The organism is Dactylosporangium sp. NPDC049742, assembly GCF_040674675.1.
Taxonomy (GTDB): domain Bacteria; phylum Actinomycetota; class Actinomycetes; order Mycobacteriales; family Micromonosporaceae; genus Dactylosporangium; species Dactylosporangium maewongense.
In genome coordinates this window covers 424,801-444,217 of record NZ_JBFANF010000001.1, presented here as the reverse complement: position 1 = coordinate 444,217, position 19,417 = coordinate 424,801, and the positions used below count along the sequence as shown (strand labels likewise).

At 69.0% G+C, this 19,417-nt stretch carries 14 protein-coding genes and 1 pseudogene; 8 read left to right on the top strand and 7 right to left on the bottom strand.

All coding sequences use genetic code 11. The features are described from left to right. Position 1: 1 nt before the first annotated feature. Both gyrA and gyrB read right to left on the bottom strand, forming a co-directional pair. The gene (gyrA, locus tag AB0J72_RS02005) at positions 2-2,512 is read right to left on the bottom strand and encodes a DNA gyrase subunit A (RefSeq protein ID WP_344508483.1); all 2,511 of its coding nucleotides are present in this window, start codon (positions 2,510-2,512) and stop codon (positions 2-4) included. Between the two features lie 28 nt (positions 2,513-2,540). Beyond that, on the bottom strand, positions 2,541-4,484 hold the full coding sequence (gene gyrB, locus AB0J72_RS02000) for a DNA topoisomerase (ATP-hydrolyzing) subunit B (RefSeq protein ID WP_360569332.1): 1,944 nt from the start codon (positions 4,482-4,484) through the stop codon (positions 2,541-2,543). Positions 4,485-4,937: 453 nt separating this feature from the next. Between gyrB and AB0J72_RS01995 the strand changes: the two genes are divergently transcribed. Continuing rightward, a complete protein-coding gene (locus tag AB0J72_RS01995) occupies positions 4,938-5,495 on the top strand; it encodes a hypothetical protein (protein WP_344508487.1) in 558 nt (185 codons plus the stop codon). A gap of 87 nt (positions 5,496-5,582) precedes the next feature. Here AB0J72_RS01995 and AB0J72_RS01990 read toward each other — a convergent pair whose 3' ends face one another. From AB0J72_RS01990 to dnaA, 5 genes are all read right to left on the bottom strand, one after another. Continuing rightward, complete coding sequence (locus tag AB0J72_RS01990) at positions 5,583-6,101, bottom strand: DciA family protein (RefSeq protein ID WP_363393430.1); 519 nt, start codon at positions 6,099-6,101, stop codon at positions 5,583-5,585. After that, positions 6,094-7,227, bottom strand: coding sequence for a DNA replication/repair protein RecF (recF, locus tag AB0J72_RS01985; RefSeq protein ID WP_363393428.1), 1,134 nt, complete (start codon positions 7,225-7,227; stop codon positions 6,094-6,096). Before recF ends, AB0J72_RS01990 begins: the two co-directional genes overlap by 8 nt. A gap of 2 nt (positions 7,228-7,229) precedes the next feature. Further along, positions 7,230-8,102 carry a phosphogluconate dehydrogenase (NAD(+)-dependent, decarboxylating) gene (gene gnd / locus AB0J72_RS01980; protein ID WP_363393426.1) on the bottom strand — a complete coding sequence of 291 codons (873 nt, stop codon included), beginning with the start codon at positions 8,100-8,102 and terminating at the stop codon, positions 7,230-7,232. 18 nt (positions 8,103-8,120) lie between these two features. Then, a complete protein-coding gene (gene dnaN / locus AB0J72_RS01975; protein ID WP_363393424.1) occupies positions 8,121-9,251 on the bottom strand; it encodes a DNA polymerase III subunit beta in 1,131 nt (376 codons plus the stop codon). A 965-nt stretch (positions 9,252-10,216) separates the two neighbouring features. Further along, entirely contained in the window at positions 10,217-12,016 is a 1,800-nt protein-coding gene (gene dnaA, locus AB0J72_RS01970; RefSeq protein WP_363393422.1) for a chromosomal replication initiator protein DnaA, read from the bottom strand. Between the two features lie 479 nt (positions 12,017-12,495). On the opposite strand from dnaA, the gene rpmH reads away from it, so the two are divergent. The 7 genes and pseudogenes from rpmH (at position 12,496) to rsmG (ending at position 18,799) form a co-directional block, all read left to right on the top strand. Beyond that, positions 12,496-12,633 carry a 50S ribosomal protein L34 gene (rpmH, locus tag AB0J72_RS01965; protein ID WP_033360019.1) on the top strand — a complete coding sequence of 46 codons (138 nt, stop codon included), beginning with the start codon at positions 12,496-12,498 and terminating at the stop codon, positions 12,631-12,633. A 26-nt stretch (positions 12,634-12,659) separates the two neighbouring features. Further along, the gene (rnpA, locus tag AB0J72_RS01960; protein ID WP_363393420.1) at positions 12,660-13,121 is read left to right on the top strand and encodes a ribonuclease P protein component; all 462 of its coding nucleotides are present in this window, start codon (positions 12,660-12,662) and stop codon (positions 13,119-13,121) included. Beyond that, a pseudogene (gene yidD, locus AB0J72_RS01955) lies at positions 13,118-13,389 on the top strand (membrane protein insertion efficiency factor YidD). Before rnpA ends, yidD begins: the two are co-directional and overlap by 4 nt. A gap of 11 nt (positions 13,390-13,400) precedes the next feature. Further along, complete coding sequence (yidC, locus tag AB0J72_RS01950) at positions 13,401-14,444, top strand: membrane protein insertase YidC (RefSeq protein WP_363393934.1); 1,044 nt, start codon at positions 13,401-13,403, stop codon at positions 14,442-14,444. A gap of 111 nt (positions 14,445-14,555) precedes the next feature. Beyond that, positions 14,556-15,209 carry a R3H domain-containing nucleic acid-binding protein gene (locus AB0J72_RS01945; protein WP_363393418.1) on the top strand — a complete coding sequence of 218 codons (654 nt, stop codon included), beginning with the start codon at positions 14,556-14,558 and terminating at the stop codon, positions 15,207-15,209. Between the two features lie 1,941 nt (positions 15,210-17,150). Next, a complete protein-coding gene (locus AB0J72_RS01940; RefSeq protein WP_354889668.1) occupies positions 17,151-18,017 on the top strand; it encodes a tetrahydrofolate dehydrogenase/cyclohydrolase catalytic domain-containing protein in 867 nt (288 codons plus the stop codon). Positions 18,018-18,121: 104 nt separating this feature from the next. Then, positions 18,122-18,799 carry a 16S rRNA (guanine(527)-N(7))-methyltransferase RsmG gene (rsmG, locus tag AB0J72_RS01935; protein WP_363393416.1) on the top strand — a complete coding sequence of 226 codons (678 nt, stop codon included), beginning with the start codon at positions 18,122-18,124 and terminating at the stop codon, positions 18,797-18,799. Positions 18,800-19,417 lie beyond the last annotated feature (618 nt).

The window sequence follows — 19,417 nt, the reverse complement described above, 5'->3', positions numbered from 1 at the left end:
ACTAGTCCTGTTCGTCGGGCTCATCGGCGTTGCGGGCGATCGCGACGATGGTCACACCCTCCGGCAGGTCCATGAGCTTGACCCCCATTGTGTTCCGATCCCGCGTACGTCGTACAGGCTTCACGGGAGTCCGGATCACGCCACCATTTGAGGTGATGGCGAAAAGCTCATCGTCCGGAGAGATCACCGCGGCGCCAACGAGCCCACCGCGACGAGACGTGATTTTAGCGGTGAGGACACCCTTGCCGCCGCGACCTTGCACCGGATATTCCTCGATGGGAGTCCGCTTGGCGAAGCCACCGTCGGTGGCCACCAACACGTCCAGATCCATCCCCTCGCGCACAACTTCCATCGCCAGCAGTTCATCACCCTCGGCGAAGCGCATGCCGATCACCCCCGACGTCGCGCGGCCCATGGGGCGCAAGGTGTCGTCGTTGGCGGTGAAGCGGATCGCCTGCGCCTGCTTGCTGACCAGCAGCAGGTCGTCCTCTGGGCCGAGCAGCGCGGCGCCGACGAGCTCGTCCTCGTCGCGCAGGTTGATGCCGATGATCCCGCCGGACCGGTTGGAGTCGAACTCCTCCAGCTTGGTCTTCTTGACCAGGCCGTCCTTGGTGGCCAGGACCAGGTACGGCGACACCTGGTAGTTCGGGATCTCGATCACCTGCGCGATGTGCTCGTCGGGTTGGAACGCCAGCAGGTTGGCGACGTGCTGGCCCTTCGCGACCCGGCTCGCCTCAGGCAGCTCGTATGCCTTCGCCCGGTAGACGCGTCCCTTGTTGGTGAAGAACAGCATCCAGTCGTGTGTGGAGCACACGAAGAAGTGGCTGACGATGTCGTCCTGCCTCAGCGTCGCACCGGAGACACCCTTCCCGCCGCGCTTCTGCGAGCGGTACAGGTCGACCTTGGTGCGCTTCGCATACCCGGTGCGGGTGATGGTGACGACGACGTCCTCCCGCGCGATGAGGTCCTCCATGGAGACCTCGCCGTCGAACGGGATGATCTGGGTCCGCCGGTCGTCGCCGCGGCGGGAGACGATCTCGGCGAGCTCCTCGGAGATGATCTGCCGCTGCCGGGCCGGCGTGGCCAGGATGTCCTTGTAGTCGGCGATCTCGATCTCGATCTTCGCCAGCTCGTCGAAGATGCGCTGGCGCTCCAGTGCGGCGAGCCGGCGCAGCTGCATGTCGAGGATGGCGGTGGCCTGGATGTCGTCGATGTCCAGGAGGTTCATGAGGCCGTTCTTCGACTCCTCGGCGCTCGGCGAGCGCCGGATGAGTGCGATGACCTCGTCGAGCATGTCGAGGGCCTTGACCAGGCCGCGCAGGATGTGGGCGCGCTCCTCGGCCTTGCGCAACCGGTACGCGGTGCGCCGGACGATGACCTCGATCTGGTGCGTGACGTAGTGCCGCACGAACTGCGCGAGGTTGAGCGTGCGGGGCACGCCGTCGACGAGCGCCAGCATGTTGGCGCCGAACGTCTCCTGCAGCTGCGTGTGCTTGTACAGGTTGTTGAGCACGACCTTGGCGACGGCGTCGCGCTTGAGCACGATCACCAGGCGCATGCCGGTGCGGCCGGAGGACTCCTCGCGGATGTCGGCGATGCCGGCGAGCTTGCCCTCCTTGACCAGGTCGGCGATGCGCTCGGCCAGGTTGTCGGGGTTGACCGCATACGGCAGCTCGGTGACGACGAGGATGGTCCGCCCGCGGGCGTCCTCCTCGACCTCGACGACGGCGCGCATCCGGATGGAGCCGCGGCCGGTCCGGTACGCGTCGATGATGGCCGACGTGCCGACGATGAGGCCCTTGGTCGGGAAGTCGGGACCCTTGACGATCTTGATCAGCTCGTCGAGCGTCTCGGCCTCGTCGGCGTCGGGGTTGTCCAGGCACCACTGCACGGCCTGGGCGATCTCCCGCAGGTTGTGCGGCGGGATGTTGGTCGCCATGCCGACGGCGATGCCGGTGCTGCCGTTGACGAGCAGGTTGGGGATGCGCGACGGCAGGATCGTGGGCTCCTGGGCCCGGCCGTCGTAGTTGGGGACGAAATCGACGGTGTCCTCGTCGATGTCCCGCAGCATCTCCATGGCGAGCGGGTCGAGCCGCGCCTCGGTGTACCGCATGGCGGCGGCGGGGTCGTTGCCCGGCGAGCCGAAGTTGCCGTTGCCGTCGATCAGCGGGTAGCGCAGCGACCAGTTCTGCGCCATGCGGACCATGGCGTCGTAGATCGAGGCGTCGCCGTGCGGGTGGTAGTTACCCATCACGTCGCCGACGACGCGGGCGCACTTCACGTAGCCACGGTCGGGCCGGTAGCCGCCGTCGAACATGGCGTAGAGGATCTTGCGGTGGACTGGCTTGAGGCCGTCACGGACGTCCGGAAGGGCCCGCCCGACGATGACGCTCATCGCGTAGTCGAGGTAGGACCGCTGCATCTCGACTTCGATGCCGATCGGTTCGATCCGGCTCGCGACCGCTGAACCACTCTCGTCGGGGGTCTCCGGAGTGGAAGTCGGTTCCGTCACTCTTTATCCCTTTTCTCAGTGTCGACGGTCAGATGTCGAGGAACCGGACGTCTTTAGCGTTGCGCTGGATGAACGAGCGGCGTGCTTCCACGTCTTCGCCCATCAGGACGCTGAAGAGTTCGTCTGCGGTTGCAGCGTCGTCCAATGTCACCTGACGGAGCATGCGGGTCGCCGGGTTCATCGTCGTTTCCCACAGCTCGGGGTAGTTCATCTCGCCGAGACCCTTGAACCGCTGGATGTCGTCGGGCTTGGCGTTGGGCTTGCTCTGCTGGCGCAGCGTGATCAGGCCGTCGCGCTCACGGTCGGTGTACGCGTACTGCGCGTCGTCGCCCTTCTTGTTCCACTTGATCTTGTACAGCGGGGGCGCCGCGAGATACACGTGGCCGAGCTCGATCAGCGGGCGCATGAACCGGAACACCAGCGTCAGCAGCAGCGTCTGGATGTGCTGGCCGTCGACGTCGGCGTCGGCCATCAGGATCAGCTTGTGGTAGCGCAGCTTCTCGATGTCGAACTCGTCGTGGATGCCGGTGCCCAGCGCCGTGATCAGCGCCTGGACCTCGTTGTTCTTGAGGACGCGGTCGATGCGCGCCTTCTCGACGTTGAGGATCTTGCCGCGGATCGGCAGGATCGCCTGGACCCGCGGGTCGCGCCCCTGCTTGGCCGAGCCGCCGGCGGAGTCACCCTCGACGATGAACAGCTCGGAGACCCGGGGGTCGTTGGACTGGCAGTCGGCCAGCTTGCCGGGCATCGAGCCGGACTCCAGCAGCGACTTGCGCCGGGCCAGCTTGCGCGCCTGCGAGGCGGCCAGGCGCGCCCGGGCGGCCTGGGACGCCTTCGTGATGATGGTCTTGACCTCGGCGGGGTTGCGGTCGAACCAGTCGACCAGCCACTCGTTGCACACCTTCTGCACGAAGCTGCGGGCCTCGGTGTTGCCGAGCTTGGTCTTCGTCTGGCCCTCGAACTGCGGGTTGGTCAGCTTGATCGAGATGATCGCGGCCAGGCCCTCGCGGATGTCCTCGCCGGTGAGCTTCTCGTCGCCCTTGAGCAGCTTCTTGTCCGCGCCGTACTTGTTGACGACGGAGGTCAGCGCGCTGCGGAAGCCCTCCTCGTGGGTGCCGCCCTCATGCGTGTTGATCGTGTTGGCGAACGTGTAGACGCTCTCGCCATACGACTCGTTCCACTGCATGGCGATCTCGACGGAGATGCCCTCGCCGTCGGAGCCGAACTCCACCACCGAGCGGTGGATCGGCGTCTTGGTCGCGTTGAGGTGGCGGACGAAGTCGGCGATGCCGTTCTCGTAGCAGAAGACGACCTCCCGCTTCTCCTCGGGCGCGTCGGTGCGCTCGTCGCGCAGCGCGATCTTCAGCCCGCGGTTGAGGAACGCGTACTCCTGGATGCGCCGGTAGACCGTCTCGTAGTTGAACTCGAGGGTCTCGAAGATCGCGCCGTCGGGGAAGAACGTCACGCTGGTGCCGGTGCGGTCGGTCGCCTCGCCCTTCTGCAGCGGGTCGGGCACCGAGTTGCGGTACACCTGCCGCCAGACGAACCCGTCCTTGTGGATCTCCAGGTCGATGCGCGTGGACAGCGCGTTGACGACCGAGATGCCGACGCCGTGCAGACCGCCGGAGACCGCATATGCCTTGCCGTCGAACTTCCCACCGGCGTGCAGCACGGTCAGGACGACCTCGACGGTCGGGCGCTGCTCCTTCGGGTGGATGTCGACCGGGATGCCACGACCGTTGTCCACGACCCGGACCCCGCCACCTTCGAGCAGCGTGACCTCGATGGTGTCGCAGAAGCCCGCCAGGGCCTCGTCGACGGCGTTGTCCACGACCTCCCACACCAGGTGGTGCAGGCCGCGCTCGCCGGTCGAGCCGATGTACATGCCAGGGCGCTTGCGGACCGCCTCGAGCCCTTCGAGGACGGTGATCGCGGAGGAGTCGTATTGGCCTTCGGGCTTGTTTGCTACCACCCTCGGTCGCTTTCTCGCACTGGCCGGCCGCGCTGGAGGGCGCCCCGGGTCTCGTGCGGAGTCGTGCGAGCACTACGGTCGCGGATGCGGGCACGCAAGTGGCCTGCGCCCCACCGAACGGGCGCCGTGACCACCGGCGGGCCGACACCGCGGACGCGTGCACGCGGGGATGTGTCGGCTGGTTCTCAGAGCCTTCGCTCTGCCCGCAATCCTACTGTGCCCCTGCGACATTTTCGCATCGGGACGGCGCCTGTAGTCGTCGTAGCGGCCCGAACGGTACGGGGCGAAGGTCCCCCTACGCGGGAGGGGTTCGGACGGGCGATGACGGGCGGCACGGCGAGCGCTGAGATGCTGTCGCCGGGTTCGGCACCTGCGGGGGTCGCGCGAGCGGCCGTTCGTGCCGTATGTTCCCCGCCGCGGGGGCGGGGCAAGTGTGAGAGCGAGGGGTCCGCGATGGGGTTGGACAACGTCGCCGTGCAGTGGCCGCGCACCGGACGGTTCTACGACCCGGTGGCGCCGGCCGAGTTCGTCGACTTCGCCGAGTTGGCAGAGAAGCTGCCGCTGCACGCGGGGCCGGCCGCGGCGCTGGCGGACCACGTGGCGAAGACCGGCACGGTGCGCGTCACCGGTTATACGGAGCTGGTGGATCTGCTCTTCGGGCTCAACGGTGTGCTGTTCGCCACCGACGCGGCCGCCGAGGACGAGGATCCGGTGATCAGCCCGGACGACTGCGCCTGGATAGCCGGCGGGCTCGAGCGCTTCGTCAACGGGCATCAGGAGTTCGGCGACGAGATCACGTTCGAGACGGTGAGCACGGTGCTGCGCCGGGCCCTCGAGGGCTCCCGCCTCGCCGAGCAGCAGCTGCGCTGGCTGCAGAGCCGCCTCGACGCGCTGCGTGACGACACCGGCGACGCTCCGCAGTGGAGCTACACGATCGCCGAACTGGACGTGCTCGCGAAGTTCTACCGGCGCTGCGCCAACCGCGGGTTCGCCGTATACGCCGACTTCTAGATTTGGCGTTTGCGGCATTTGTACGACGCAGCGGGCCCGACACCCGTTACCCGGCGGACTGAAGGGCCTGGTTTCGTGGCGGGTCGATCAGCCGTAGGTGTCGCGCGGGCCACGCCCGCGGACCCGCATCGGCCCGCGGCTCCACGAGGGCGTCGACGGGCCGTGGATGTGCAGCTTCTTCACGACGTTGTGACCGACCTCACCAGCGATGCGCGCGATGAGCCGGCTGGAGAGCATCCGCAGCTGCGTCGCCCACGCCGTGGACTCCGCCTCGACGGTCAGCTCCCCGTCCTCCAGCTTGATCGGCCGGCAGTGGGCCGCCACGTCGGCGCCGACGACCCGCTCCCACTCGCCGAACACGGTCGCCTCGGCCGCCGGCCGCTGCCACCCCCGCGCCTTCACGACCCGCCCCAGCAGCGCGCCGAACAACTGCGGGTCCCGAGGGTCGGGCCCCGGTCCGGTGTACCCGCGCCGCCGCCGCGAGTCGCCGCCGCCCTCGGGCACGGCCTTGCGCCGCGGCTGCGCCCTCCGCTTGGCGAGGGCGGCCTCGACCGCCGCCCTGGCCAGCTCCGGCCCGCTCTTGTCGCCGCCACCGGTGTCAGCCACGTCGCACCTCGCCTCCGCCCACCTCATAGTGCGCCCCTCGGAGCGCGCGGGGGACGTCGTCGTCGACGGCACACGTGACGATGACCTGGCTCGCGCCGCTGACGAGCTCCGCGAGCCGCTCGCGGCGGCCCACGTCGAGCTCGGCGAACACGTCGTCGAGCACCAGCACCGGCTCCACCGCGTCGTCCCGCAGCAGATCGTAGGCCGCCAGCCGCAGCGCGAGGGCGTAGGACCAGGACTCCCCGTGGCTGGCGTACCCCTTCGCCGGCAGGTCGCCGAGCGTCAGCGTCAGCTCGTCGCGGTGCGGCCCGACCAGCGTCACGCCCCGCTCGACCTCCTGTTTGCGGGCCTCCCCGAGCGCCACCAGCAGCGCCTGCTCGATCTCTGCCTGTGCCGTCTCCCCCTGTACCGGCAGCGGGAACGACGGGCTGTAGGCGATGCGGGCGTCGGACCGGCTGGCGCTGACCGCCGCGTACGCCTTGGCGACGTGCGGCGCGAGCGCGGCGACGAGGTCGAGCCGCGCCCGGACCAGCTGGGCGCCGTGCTGGGCCAGGTGGCTGTCCCACACGTCGAGGGTCGACAGGTCGCCGCCGCGGCTGCCGCCGGTCTTGCGGGCCAGGTAGGCGCTGCGCAGCAGGGCGTTGCGCTGCTTGAGCACCCGGTCGTAGTCGGAGCGCACGCCGGCGAACCGGGGCTGCCGGGTGACCAGCAGCTCGTCCAGCATCCGGCGGCGCTCGCCCGGGTCACCGCGGATCAGCGACAGATCCTCCGGCGCGAACAGGACCAGCTTCAGCGCGCCGAGGATGTCGCGGGTGCGGGCCACCGGCGACCGGCCCAGTCGCGCCTTGTTGGCCTTGCCGGGCTCGATCGACAGCTCGACGAGCAGCTCGCGCTCCTCGTGGACGATGGCGCAGCGGACCACCGCACGGCTCGTGCCGAAGCGCACCAGCGGCGCGTCGGTCGCGACCCGGTGGGACTCGAGGCTGGCCACATACGCGAGGGCCTCGACCAGGTTGGTCTTGCCCACACCGTTGGGCCCGACGAGCACGCACGCCCCGGGCTCGAACTCGACGACGACCCGCTCGTAACTGCGGAAGTCGACGAGCTCGAGACCGCGGACGTACAAACTCAGCCCTTCTTGACCGCGTGACCGCCGAACTGGTTGCGCAGCGCGGCGACCGCCTTCATGGCCGGCGAGTCGTCCTGCCGCGAGGCGAACCGGGCGAACAGCGACGCCGCGATCACGTTCATCGGCACGGCCAGCCGGATGGCCTCCTCGACCGTCCAGCGGCCCTCGCCGGTGTCGTCGGCATAGCCCCGCAGGCCGTCGAGGTTGGGGTCCTCGTCGAGGGCCCGGTCCATCAGGTCCAGCAGCCATGACTGCACGACCGAGCCGGCCCGCCACGACTTGAACACCTCGGGGATGTTCTCGACGTATTCGGAGGCTTCGAGCAGCTCGTAGCCTTCGGCATAGGCGTGCATCATGCCGTACTCGATGCCGTTGTGGACCATCTTCGCGTAGTGGCCGGCGCCGACGCCGCCCGCGTGCGCGAAGCCGAACTCGCCCTCGGGCTTGAGGCCTTCGAAGATCGGCATGCAGTGCTCGACGTGCTTCTTGTCGCCGCCGACCATCAGCGCATAGCCATTGGTCCGGCCCCAGACGCCGCCGGAGACACCGACGTCGAGGTAGCCGAGGCTCTTGGTGGCGAGCCGCTCCGCCCGGGGGCGGTCGTTGCTGAAGCGCGAGTTGCCGCCGTCGATGACGATGTCACCGGGGGACAGCAGACCGGCGAGCTCGTCGATGGTCGGCTCCGTGTACTGCACCGGGACCATGATCCACACGACGCGGGGCGCGGCGAGCTTGTCGACCAGTTCGCTGAGCGACGACACGTCGGTGACGTCTGGGTGGTGGTCGTAACCGATGACCTCATGCCCGGCGGCGCGCAGCCGCTCGCGCATGTTGAAGCCCATCCTGCCCAAGCCGATGAGACCGAGCTGCATGTCTGGTGCCTCCGAAACTCAGCTGCCGATGCGAACCGGCATGATCAAGTACCAGTATCCGGGGATGATTTCTCCATCATCCTTGGCCGGGGACATGACCGCAGGCTTCTTCGGGTCAGTGAACGACAGCACGGCGATCGGGGCGTCGAGCGCCTTGAGGCCGTCGAGCAGGTATTGGTGGTTGAAGGCGATGGTCATCGGCTCGCCCTCGTAGGTGCAGTCCATCGCCTCGCTGGCCCGCGCGTCCTCGCTGCCGCTGGCCTCGACCACGAGACCGTCTGGGCTGAAGGACAGCCGCACCGGGGTGGACCGCTCGGCGACCAGGCCGACGCGCCGGACCACCTCGTTGAGCGCGGAGACCCGGATGCGGGCCTGGGCGTTGTGCGTGTCGGGCAGCAGCGCCCGCACCTTCGGGAAGTCGCCGTCGAGCAGCCGGGACGTGGTGCGCCGGGTGCCGCCGGCGAAGCCGATCATGCCCTCGCCGATCTTGCCCCGCGACAGCGCGACGGAGACCGCGCCACCGGTCGGCCCGAGCGTCTTCGCGGTGTCGTCGAGGGTGCGCGCCGGCACGAGGGCGGCGAGGCTGACGTCGGGCTCGTCGGGCCGCCACTCCAGCTCGCGCACGGCGAGGCGGTAGCGGTCGGTGGCGAGCAGCGTCAGCTTGGTCCCCTCGAGCTCGACCCGCACGCCGGTGAGCATCGGCAGCGTGTCGTCGCGGCCGGCGGCGATCGCCACCTGCGAGACGGCACCGGCGAAGGTGGCCGCGTCGACGGTGCCGGCCAGCTCGGGCATCTCCGGAAGCGTCGGATAGTCCTCGACGGGCATCGTCGGCAGCGTGAACCGGGCACTGCCGCAGGTGATCTCGACGTGCGACCCGACGGCGGCGACGTCGACGGGCTTGGCGGGCAGCGACTTGGTGATCTCGGCGAGCAGGCGCCCGGAGACGAGCGTCGCGCCGTCGGCGTCGGCCTGGACCTCGACGGTCACCTGGCTGGACACCTCGTAGTCGAAGCCGGACACCTGCAGGCGCCCGTCACCGACTCTGAGCAGAACACCGGCAAGCACCGGCACAGAAGGGCGGCTGGGCAGGCTCTTGGCTGTCCAGGCGACGGCATCGGCGAGCGCGTCGCGCTCGACTCGGAACTTCATCGCGGTCCTCCCGCGTCGTCTCGTCTCAAGCGTGGTGCTGCATCGAACCTTAGGGCTTCCCCGGCGGTGCCGTGCACCGACCCCACCAAAATTCCAGCCCGAGACTTATCCACTTGCTGATGATTGCTTTTTTCTCTCTTTTAAAGAGATTTACTTCGTAGTCATAGGTGGTGTGGATTCTGTGGACAACCCCTGTTTTAGCAGCTCAGCGGGGTTATGTCTCTGGGTATGAGCTGTGCATAACCCTCTGTGTACAAAGTTGTGGATTGTGGATAAGCCGTCATCCACAGGCGTTGTCCACCGGCTATCCACCGGGAATCCACAGGGTTCCTCCACCATCTGGGGATAACCCGTCCCGAACGGTGTTCACGTTCAGTCGATGATCCGATCACTCTCCGGATGTGTCCACACGTCTTCCACACGCTCTCCCCAGGAGTTATCCACAGACTGTGGACGAGACTTGTGAACAATCCGTAGCCGTCCGGTCACTTGTGAGCACTCAAACACGCAGCGTGGCGAAGAGTTGGCACAGACGAAGTTATCCACAGGTTCTGTGGACAAAATGTGTGGATAACTCCGGCAAACCCCTCGGGGGTATATGCCCACAAGCTGTGGGAAACCTGGGGACGAAGGTGTGGACAACTTATTGCCATAAGCGCCTGGATCCCAGGTCGGAGGCCTGTGGAAACAGTGGATAACGCGCGTTGTCCACAGGCTGTGCGCAACGTCGGTGGACAGTGCATTCTTCGCAAATCGACTCGGTACCGCGAGGGAACTCACAATGTTGTCCACAGGCTGTTCGTGAGTACCGCTCAGGTCGGCGGTTGTGCACAGCCCCGTCCGCCCCGCCGATCGGGTCGCGGACAGGGCGGCGGGCGGCAGTCGTACACCTGCCGCGACCGCAAACAGAAGGGCCGGACCGGCGCCGTCACGCGCCCATCCGGCCCCTGCGGGACGTCCGGCCCCTACGTCGTCTGCTTGATGCGGTTGGTCAGCTCGGCGATCTGGTTGTAGAGCGAGCGCCGCTCGGCCATCTGCTGGCGGATCTTGCGGTCGGCGTGCATGACGGTGGTGTGGTCGCGGCCGCCGAACGCCTGGCCGATCCGTGGCAGGGAGAGATCGGTCAGCTCGCGGCACAGGTACATGGCGACCTGGCGCGCGTTGACGAGCACGCGCGACCGGCTGTGCCCACGCAGGTCCTCCAGGCTGACGCCGAAGTAGTCCGCGGTCGACGCCATGATCTGGTCCGCCGTGATCTCGGGCCCGGAGCCGTCGGGGATGAAGTCGCGCAGCACCTCCTCGGCGAGGCCGAGCTCGACGGGCGCGCGGGTCAGGTTGGCGAACGCGGTGACGCGGATCAGCGCGCCCTCCAGCTCGCGGATCGACGACGCGACCCGCGACGCGATGAACTCCAGCACGTCCGGCGGCGCGAACAGCCGCTCCTGCGCCGCCTTCTTCTGCAGGATCGCGATCCGGGTCTCCAGGTCCGGCGGCTGGATGTCGGCGAGCAGGCCCCACTCGAACCGCGTCCGCAGCCGGTCCTCGAGCGTCGCCAGCTGCCGCGGTGAGCGGTCGGAGCTGATCACGATCTGCTTGTTGGCGTTGTGGAGGGTGTTGAAGGTGTGGAAGAACTCCTCCTGGGTCCGCTCGCGCGTCTCCAGGAACTGGATGTCGTCGATCAGGAGGATGTCGACGTCGCGGTACCGCCGCTGGAACGCCTGCGTCTTGTCGTCGCGCAGCGAGTTGATGAAGTCGTTGGTGAACTCCTCCGTCGACACGTAGCGCACGAAGCGGGCGTTGCCGAGCATCGTGGCGTACTGGCCGATCGCGTGGAGCAGGTGCGTCTTGCCGAGCCCGGAGCCGCCGTAGATGAACAGCGGGTTGTACGCCTTGGCCGGCGACTCGGCGACCGCGACGGACGCGGCGTGGGCGAAGCGGTTCGAGGATCCGATGACGAACGTCTCGAACGTGTACTTCGGGTTGAGCCGGTTGCCGGCGGAGTCGCCCGCGGGGGTCTGTGCGCTGCGACGGTCCTCGCGGCCGGTGCCGGGGTTGGACGGCGGGCGGGGCGGCAGGGGCTCCTCGTCCTGCAGCGGCGAACGGCGCAGGCGTTCGTCGCGGGCGGCCTCGAAGGCGGTGCCGGAGTGTTCGGTGCGTTCCGCTGGCGACCAACCAGTCGTGCCCTTGGAGGGGGTGTCGGACGGGAGATCGAACAGGCGGTCGCTCTGGGGCCGCTGGTCCTGTGGCTCGTGTGCCCGCCGGTCCTGCTCGTAGCCCGGCCGGTCGTGCTCATACCCCGGGCGGTCCTGCTCATAACTCGGCCGGTCCTGGTTCGGCCGGTCCGGGAGCATGCGGTCCTGGATCAGCCGGTCCTGCTCGTAGGACGGCTGCGGCGGTGGCTGGTACTGCGGCTGTGGATAGTGCGGTGCCGAAGCCGTGTCCGCCAGCTGGCCGGCGGTGCCGTTGGACCAGTGCGAGGCGGACGGGGCCGGCAGCGGCGGCGCGTCCTCCGGAGGGCGGACCGTGACGGCGACCTGGATGGCCCGGCCGAGCAGCCGCGACAGCGCCTCGGTGATGACCGGCCGGAGGCGCGACTCGATGACGTCGCGGGTGAACGCGTCAGGCACGGAGAGCAGCGCGGTGTCCTCGACGATGGCCCGTAGCCTCGTCAGCCGCAGATAGGCACGCTGCTGCGCCGAGACGATCTCGTCCGCGAGCTCGTCCGTCGCCGCATGCCATACAGCTGCGAGGTCGGTGTCAGTCACCGTTCGCGCACCCCCATCGTCGCCCCCCACCGCGAGTGGACCGTGCGCCGGAAGTTCCGCCCGTCCCGGGTCCCATTGTCCACAGGTTTTCCACAACCTGTGTATCAACGAGTCATGTGCCGTGGACGGATCGTCCTGATTCCCCCTCGCCCCGTGCCGAGTTGGCGGCTGTCGTGGCCCCGTGGCGGAGGTTCTGCAGGTCGGATGCGGTGCCATGCCCCCTGTGGCGCATCCGATTAGTGGCGGAAAGTCCTTTGTGCCCCGTCGCCGGTCGTCGCGGTGTCTACCGGCAACCGGGCACGTTAACAGCGTTGTCCACAACCACTCAACCGTTGTCCACAAGTAACCTGTGGATTTCGGGCGGATCTGCGGCATCGTTGACGGTCTGTAGGGCCGCGCGTACCCTGGTTCGGCTGGGGAAGCTTTCCCTGATAAACTCCAGTGACCAGCCCTACGCCGCTACGAAGACGGAGCCCGACGTGAGCAAGCGCACCTTCCAGCCGAACAACCGCCGGCGCGCGAAGACCCACGGTTTCCGGCTGCGCATGCGCACCCGGGCCGGCCGCGCGATCCTGTCGGCGCGCCGCGCCAAGGGGCGCGACCGCCTGTCGGCCTGACCGACGCGGGCCCTCCGGGAGGCAGCGTGCTGGCGGCCGCTCAGCGTCTGCGGCGGCGGGAAGACTTCGCCGCCACCATTCGCAACGGTCGCCGCGCCGGTCGCGGAGCCCTCGTGGTGCATTTCCTGCAGTCGACTGTCGAGCCGGCGCCAGCAGATCAACCGTCTGCGCGCGCCGGCTTCGTCGTGTCTGACGCTGTCCTTGATGGCTCCGGCGGCACGGGCGAGGCGTCGGACGACGCGGTCCAGCCGGCGCGGGCCGGTTTCGTGGTGTCCAAGGCGGTCGGCAACGCCGTCGTCCGCAATCTGGTGAAGCGCCGGCTCCGGCACCTGGTCCGGCCGCACCTGGCCGACCTCCCCCCGGCCGCCATGATCGTCGTCAGGGCGCTACCCCCCTCGGCGACAGCAAGCTACGAAGACCTGGGCCGCGACCTCGAGTCGGCCCTGGCGGCCGCGCGCCGCCCCAGAAGCCGGGAGGGACGTCGATGAACGTCGGAGCCCGGGTCGTTGCCGCTCCCATCGTCGCGTACCGTCGTTGGATAAGCCCGGCGTTGCCGGCGCGTTGTCGGTTCTACCCGTCGTGCAGCGCTTATGCCCTGGAGGCGGTCGGCACTCACGGCGCGATCCGGGGAATCGGTCTCGCGATCTGGCGGCTGCTGCGCTGCCACCCATTCCACCCCGGTGGGTTCGATCCGGTGCCTCCGCGCCGGGGAGCCTCGCCCGAGCCCGAGTCGACGTGACTGGAGCAGTGTCGTGATTAGCAAGCTGATGGGCGGGATCTACTGGCTGATCTCGCAGGTGATGCTGTTCTGGCACACCGTGTGGGACAAGGTCATGCCCGACCACCGCACGCTCGGCACCAACTGGCAATGGGTTCTCGCGATCGTGTTCCTGGTGATCACGGTCCGGGTCGTGCTGTTCCCGATCTTCGTGAAGCAGATCAAGTCGCAGCGTGCGATGCAGGCGATCCAGCCGAAGATGAAGGAGCTGCAGGAGAAGCACAAGGGCGACCGGGAGACCCTCCAGAAGGAGGTCATGAAGCTCTACCAGGAGGAGAAGGTCAACCCGCTCATGGGCTGCCTTCCGATGTTCCTGCAGATCCCGGTCTTCATCGGCCTCCTCCACGTGCTCCGCCACCTGAAGCCCGGCACCTCCAACCACCAGATGGAGCTGTACGGCTGGAGCATCCCCGAGTTCATGGGCGCCGTCGACGCCCGGCTCTTCGACGCCCCGATCGTCGCCAAGTTCAGCAGCAGCGCCTCCGACCTCGCGAAGATCGAGGCCAACTCGACCACCGTGAAGATCGTGGCCGCGATCCTCGTCGCGCTGATGATCACCACGACCTACCTGACCCAGCGTCAGATGATTATGAAGACCGGGTGGAACAGCGACCCGCAGCAGCGCATGATCCAGAAGTTCATGCTCTACGGCATCCCGTTCTTCACCCTCACCTCCGGCTGGTACTTCCCCATCGGCGTCATCATCTACTGGGTCACCAACAACGCGATCACCCTCGGCCAGCAGTACTGGGTCCTGCACAAGTACCCGCCGCCGGCGAGCGCGACCGCCAACACGACCCCGTACAAGAGCAAGGGCGGCCCCTCGCTGACCAAGGGCGGCGCCCCCGCGGCGAAGCCGGCCGGCGGCCTCCGCTCGATGCTCAGCAAGGCCAAGGACGAGGCAGCGGCGCAGCAGGCCGCGGCGGCCGCCGCCAAGCAGGCCCAGGCCAACGGCAAGGCCCTCGCCCCGAAGCCCGGCGCCAAGCCGATCAACCCGAAGAAGGGTGGCGCCGCGAAGCGGCAGTCGGGTTGATGCGACCCCGCCGGCCCACCCCTCCCCCGGGCCGGCGAGCGGCGCTCCCTGTGCACCACCACCCCTCACCGACGACCTGTGACGGCGCCTCGGCGCCCCAAACATGCGGAGATGAGTTTCGTGACCGACACCACCAGTGATCTCGACGCGCGCGGCACCGAGGACGACGCTGCGGATCAGGACGCCAACCTCGACGAGATCGAGGACGCGGACGAGGCCGACGAGGACGCCGACTCCAGCGACGGCGAATCGGCGAAGGCGCCCGGCGGCAGCAACGGCCGTGCCGCGGCCGACCTGTTCCGGGAGAGCGAGATCGCGGCCGACTACGTCGAGGGCCTCCTTGACATCCTCGACTACGACGGCGACATCGACGAGCTCGTCGTCAGCGGCCGCCCCGTCGTCGAGGTCGTCGAGGGCGGCGACGGCTCCGGCCGCCGCCTCCAGGCGCTCGTCGGCCAGCGCGGCGCCACCCTCGAGGCACTGCAGGAGCTGAGCCGCCTCGCGGTCTTCCGGCAGACGGGCTCCCCCAGCCGTCTCCTCCTCGACGTCGGCGGCTACCGGGCCCTGCGCCGCAAGGAGCTCGGCGCGATCGCCAAGAACGCCGCCGAGAAGGTGAAGGAGTACGGCGAGGCCGTCCGCCTGGAGCCGATGAGCGCCTTCGAGCGCAAGTGCGTCCACGACGTCATCAACGCCCTCCCCGGCGTGGAGAGCGAGTCCGAGGGCGTCGAGCCGGCCCGCCGGATCGTGGTCCGCCCGGTCGCCTGACCCAAGCTCCACCGCGAAGCGGGGCGCCCCATCACGGGGCGCCCCGCTTTCCGATTTTTGTGCTCGCCCTCGCCCACCCACCTGCCTACCTCTCCACGCGGTGCGTCCTTGTCCCGGCGCGTCTCCGCTCTGGCTGCCCACGCCCCCGCACGTTCCGCCTCTGTACTCGTCCCCTCGCGTCCAACCCCCGCACGTCGCGGGGTGCAGACGGGCCTCGCCCTTCCACGCACCAGTTGGTCGCTGCTCGCCCCGTGCCCTCGCTTCCTGTCATTCCCGCGTCCCGGCGTCCTGGTGTTCATGCCTTGCGCCTTGCGCCTTGTGTCGGGTGCCCGGTGGCCCGTGCCCGCCGCTACCGCCGGCGCCCCGTGCCCGGTGGCACCACGCCCCGTCTCCACGGCTTGTGCCCGGTTGCCGCGTCCCACTGCCTCTATCCCGTCTCGTCGTGAGCCTCCCGTCCGTGCGTCTGTGCTCCTGCCCGTGCCGCCCGCCCCGGCTTAAGCCTGCGGCCGAGTCGAGCCCCGCGCAGATTGCACTGTGGCCGGTTCCGGCCGCCCGCCGCTGGCGTCGGTTGCACCCAGCGCTGCGCGTTCGGGTTGCGCGTGTCTGGCGCTCCGCTCCTCACGCACTAGTCGGTTGTTCCTCGCCCGCGATCGGTGCCCCGCGATCCCGTCTCCATGTCTCGCGCCTGGTGGCTCCGTCTCCCCGCGCCACGCGTTCGGTGGCGCTGCGTGTCTACCCCTTGTGTCTTCATGCGTCAGTCGGTCGCTGTTCGCCCCATGCCACCGTGCACCTGCCCCGCCTCATGCCTCATGCCTCGTGGCCAGTGGCACCGTGGGCCGTTGCTGACGCTCGTGCCCCGGCTGCGCGTTCGGGTTGCGGGTGTCTGGCCTCCCTTCTTCAGGCACTAGTCGGTCGCTGCTCGCCCTGTGCTGCTCGCCCTGCGCCCGTGGCTTGTGCCCGTGGGCGCGTGCCCCCTGACTGCGCCCCGTCCACTGGGGAACGTCCCGTCCCTTGCGTTTGTGTTCCCGCCCCTGCCGCGCGCCCCGGCTTAGGTTGCGGCCGAATCGAGCGCCGCCCCGACTGCGCTGTGGTCGGTCACCGCCTCCGCGTCCGGGTTGTCGCCTTCCCCGTGTCGCGTCCCGCGCTGCCGACGCCGCGCTCTGTGTTTGAGGGGACGGTCCCGCACCCTCATGCCGCAAACCTGCTCGCCGCCTGTCTCGGCGGCCTCGGTTCTTTGTTGCCCGGGGCGCCCGCTTGTCTGCTGGCCGCGCCTCATGCGACGCCTGCCCCGCTTCACGCACTCGTTGCGCGTGGTTGTGCTGGGCCTCATTCCGCGCCGTGGTGTCGGGCTGTGCCGTATCCGCATGCCGGGTGTCGCGCCGCATCCTCATGCCGCGGGCCCGGGTGCGTGAGTCGGCCGCCTGTGCCGCTTGCCCTCGGCGTCGCATTCGAACGTCATCCACGCGCCGCGCTTCTCGTTCGTGCGGCGCGCCGCTTCTTCGTGTCCGGGTCGTGGGTCTTGACCCTGTGCTGGCTTGATCGAAGGAGTGTTCTGGTCGTCATCGCGACCAGAACACTCCTTCGATCACCACGCTGTTGGATGCCGGGGTGCGGGTGTCGGCGGGCCGCGGCGGGTCTGCGCGGCATGGTTCCCGGCTGCGATGCGGGCGGCGCCGCAGCGTCGGCCGCACGCGGTGGGGGGCGACGTGGTTCCGTCCGCCCGGTCTCGCGACTTGCGCTGGTGCCGGTCCGAGAGGCCACAACTGCGGCCTTGGCCCTGTGGCAGGTTCCTTCGGCGGGGTTCGTCCCCGCGTGGGCGGGAGGGGATGGGATCGGGGACAATGGGGGGCAGACGCGACTGGCGGCACCGGGATGGGACGGACCATCGGGGAGCTCGAGTTGTGAGGGTCGACCGCCTGGGTCCTCACGTCGAGGAGTCGTATGTCCACGACCACAGCTGTTCTTCTGCCCGGTGCTCCCGTCGCCGAGAAGATCCTGGCTGATGTTGCGACGCGGGTGGCGGCGTTGCGCGCGCGGGGGGTTGTGCCCTCGCTGGCGACCATCCTTGTCGGCGATGACGACGCGAGCGCGGGGTACATCCGCATCAAGCAGCGGCAGGCGGCGGAGCTCGGGTTCGAGTCGCCGCATGAGCACCTGCCGGCAGACACGACGCAGGAGGCGCTGCACGCGGTCATCGACCGGTTCAACGCCGACCCCGACGTACATGGGTTGCTCATTCAGTACCCGACGCCGCAGCACCTTGACTACGACGTCGCGTTGCAGCGGGTCGATCCGGACATGGATGTCGACGGCATGCACCCGTTGAACCTCGGGCGTCTTGCCGCGGGTATGCCCGGGCCGCTCCCCTGCACGCCCGCCGGGATCGAGGCGCTCCTCGCGCACTACGAGATTCCGGTCAGCGGCAGGGAGGTCGTCATCCTCGGGCGCGGGGCGACGCTGGGGCGTCCGCTGGCGATGCTCCTGTCGCAGAAGCGGCCGACCGCCAACGCCGCCGTGACGGTCGTGCACACGGGTGTCGCGGACTGGCCGCGGTACACGCAGCGGGCCGACATCCTCATCGCCGCCGCCGGCGTGCCCGGCATCATCCAGCCCGAGCACGTGAAGCCCGGCGCGACCGTCATCGGCGGCGGGGTCCGGTACTCCGGCCGGCGGCTCCTGCCCGACGTGGATGAGTCGTGCGCGGAGGTCGCGGGCGCCATCACGCCGCGCGTCGGCGGGGTCGGTCCCACCACCGTTGCGATGCTCTTCCGCAACGCCGTGACCGCCGCGGAGCGACGTTTCACGTGAAACATCGGGGGCCGCGTCTTCGGCGGCCCTCTTCCCGCCGCCCCCGTGCGCCGATCTGTCCCCAGTGGCCGGTCGCGCGGGGGCGGCGTGATTTGCTTGACCGCATGGATGGTGCTGTTCCGAACGAGGTGTTGCCGGCCGCCGAGAAGGTGTTCGGCGATCGGCTCCCGTTGGCTGAGCGGTTCGCTCAGTTGCTCGTCACCGACGGGGTGGTGCGAGGGCTGATCGGCCCCCGCGAGGCGCCGCGCATCTGGGAACGCCACATGCTCAACTGCGCCGTCCTCGGCGAACTCATCCAATCGGACGCCACGGTCGTCGACGTCGGCTCCGGCGCCGGACTGCCCGGTATGGTGCTGGCAGTGGCTCGTCCCGACCTGTTCGTCACGTTGGTCGAGCCGCTCGCACGACGCACCGCGTTCCTGACCGAAGCGGTGACGGCGCTCGGCCTCGAGCGGACCACCGTGGTCCGGGCGCGGGCCGAGGAGTGCGTCGGGAAGCTTCCCCTCGCCGATGTCGTCACCGCCAGAGCAGTCGCACCGCTGGACCGGCTTGCCGGATGGTGTCTTCCCCTCACCGCCATCGGTGGGCGACTGCTCGCGCTCAAGGGATCCTCTGCCGCGGCGGAGATCGCCGAGCACGCAGAAGTCCTGAGCCGGCTTGGAGCGGGCACGCCGTCGGTACGGCTGTGCGGGGACGCCGTCCTCGCCGAGCCGACGACCGTCGTCGAGGTCGTGCGGGAGCGGGAAGTCGCGCAGCGCCGGAAGGGCAAGCGCGGGCGGTAAACCGGGGGGCGGGCCGAGAGCGTCCTCCGGACACGGGGGAACGCGGGGGTTCGACGATGGACATCAGGAACTGCAATAGCGGCTGGCCGGCCGCACCGACCAAGCGACTCGGCGGTCTCCTACGCCGAGTCGACGGCTTTCTGGTCTTCTTACGGCCGAATGCGAGTGAGAAGACCAACGACGCGCCGATCGGCCATGGCTCTGGTCGCCTGTGCGCCGTAGGCTGGCCGCGCGCCGTTTTTGCGTTCCCGGCGCCGGTCACCGCAGTCACTCGAGACCTCGCGTCGGGCGGTGCGCCGGAGGTGGGCACAGCGTCGCTGACGGCCGGCAGTGCACATCTTTCCGAGCGGGACGGGACTGACATGGTGCGCGACAGCGGTGATGGTCCGGACTACGGCGATGGCAGCTCTCATGTTTCACGTGAAACACCGATAGGTCCGCGACCGGCCGCCGGCGCCGGAAGCCTCTACGGCTCGCCCGCCGGGAACGTCGCGCACTCTGGATTCGGTGCAGTCAGCGAGCCCGGCGTTCCCGGTCCCGACCACGGGCACGGGACCTATCAGCCGGACAGTCCGGCGCCGGTCGCCCAAGCGGCGAGTGCGCAGGGATCCGACGGGC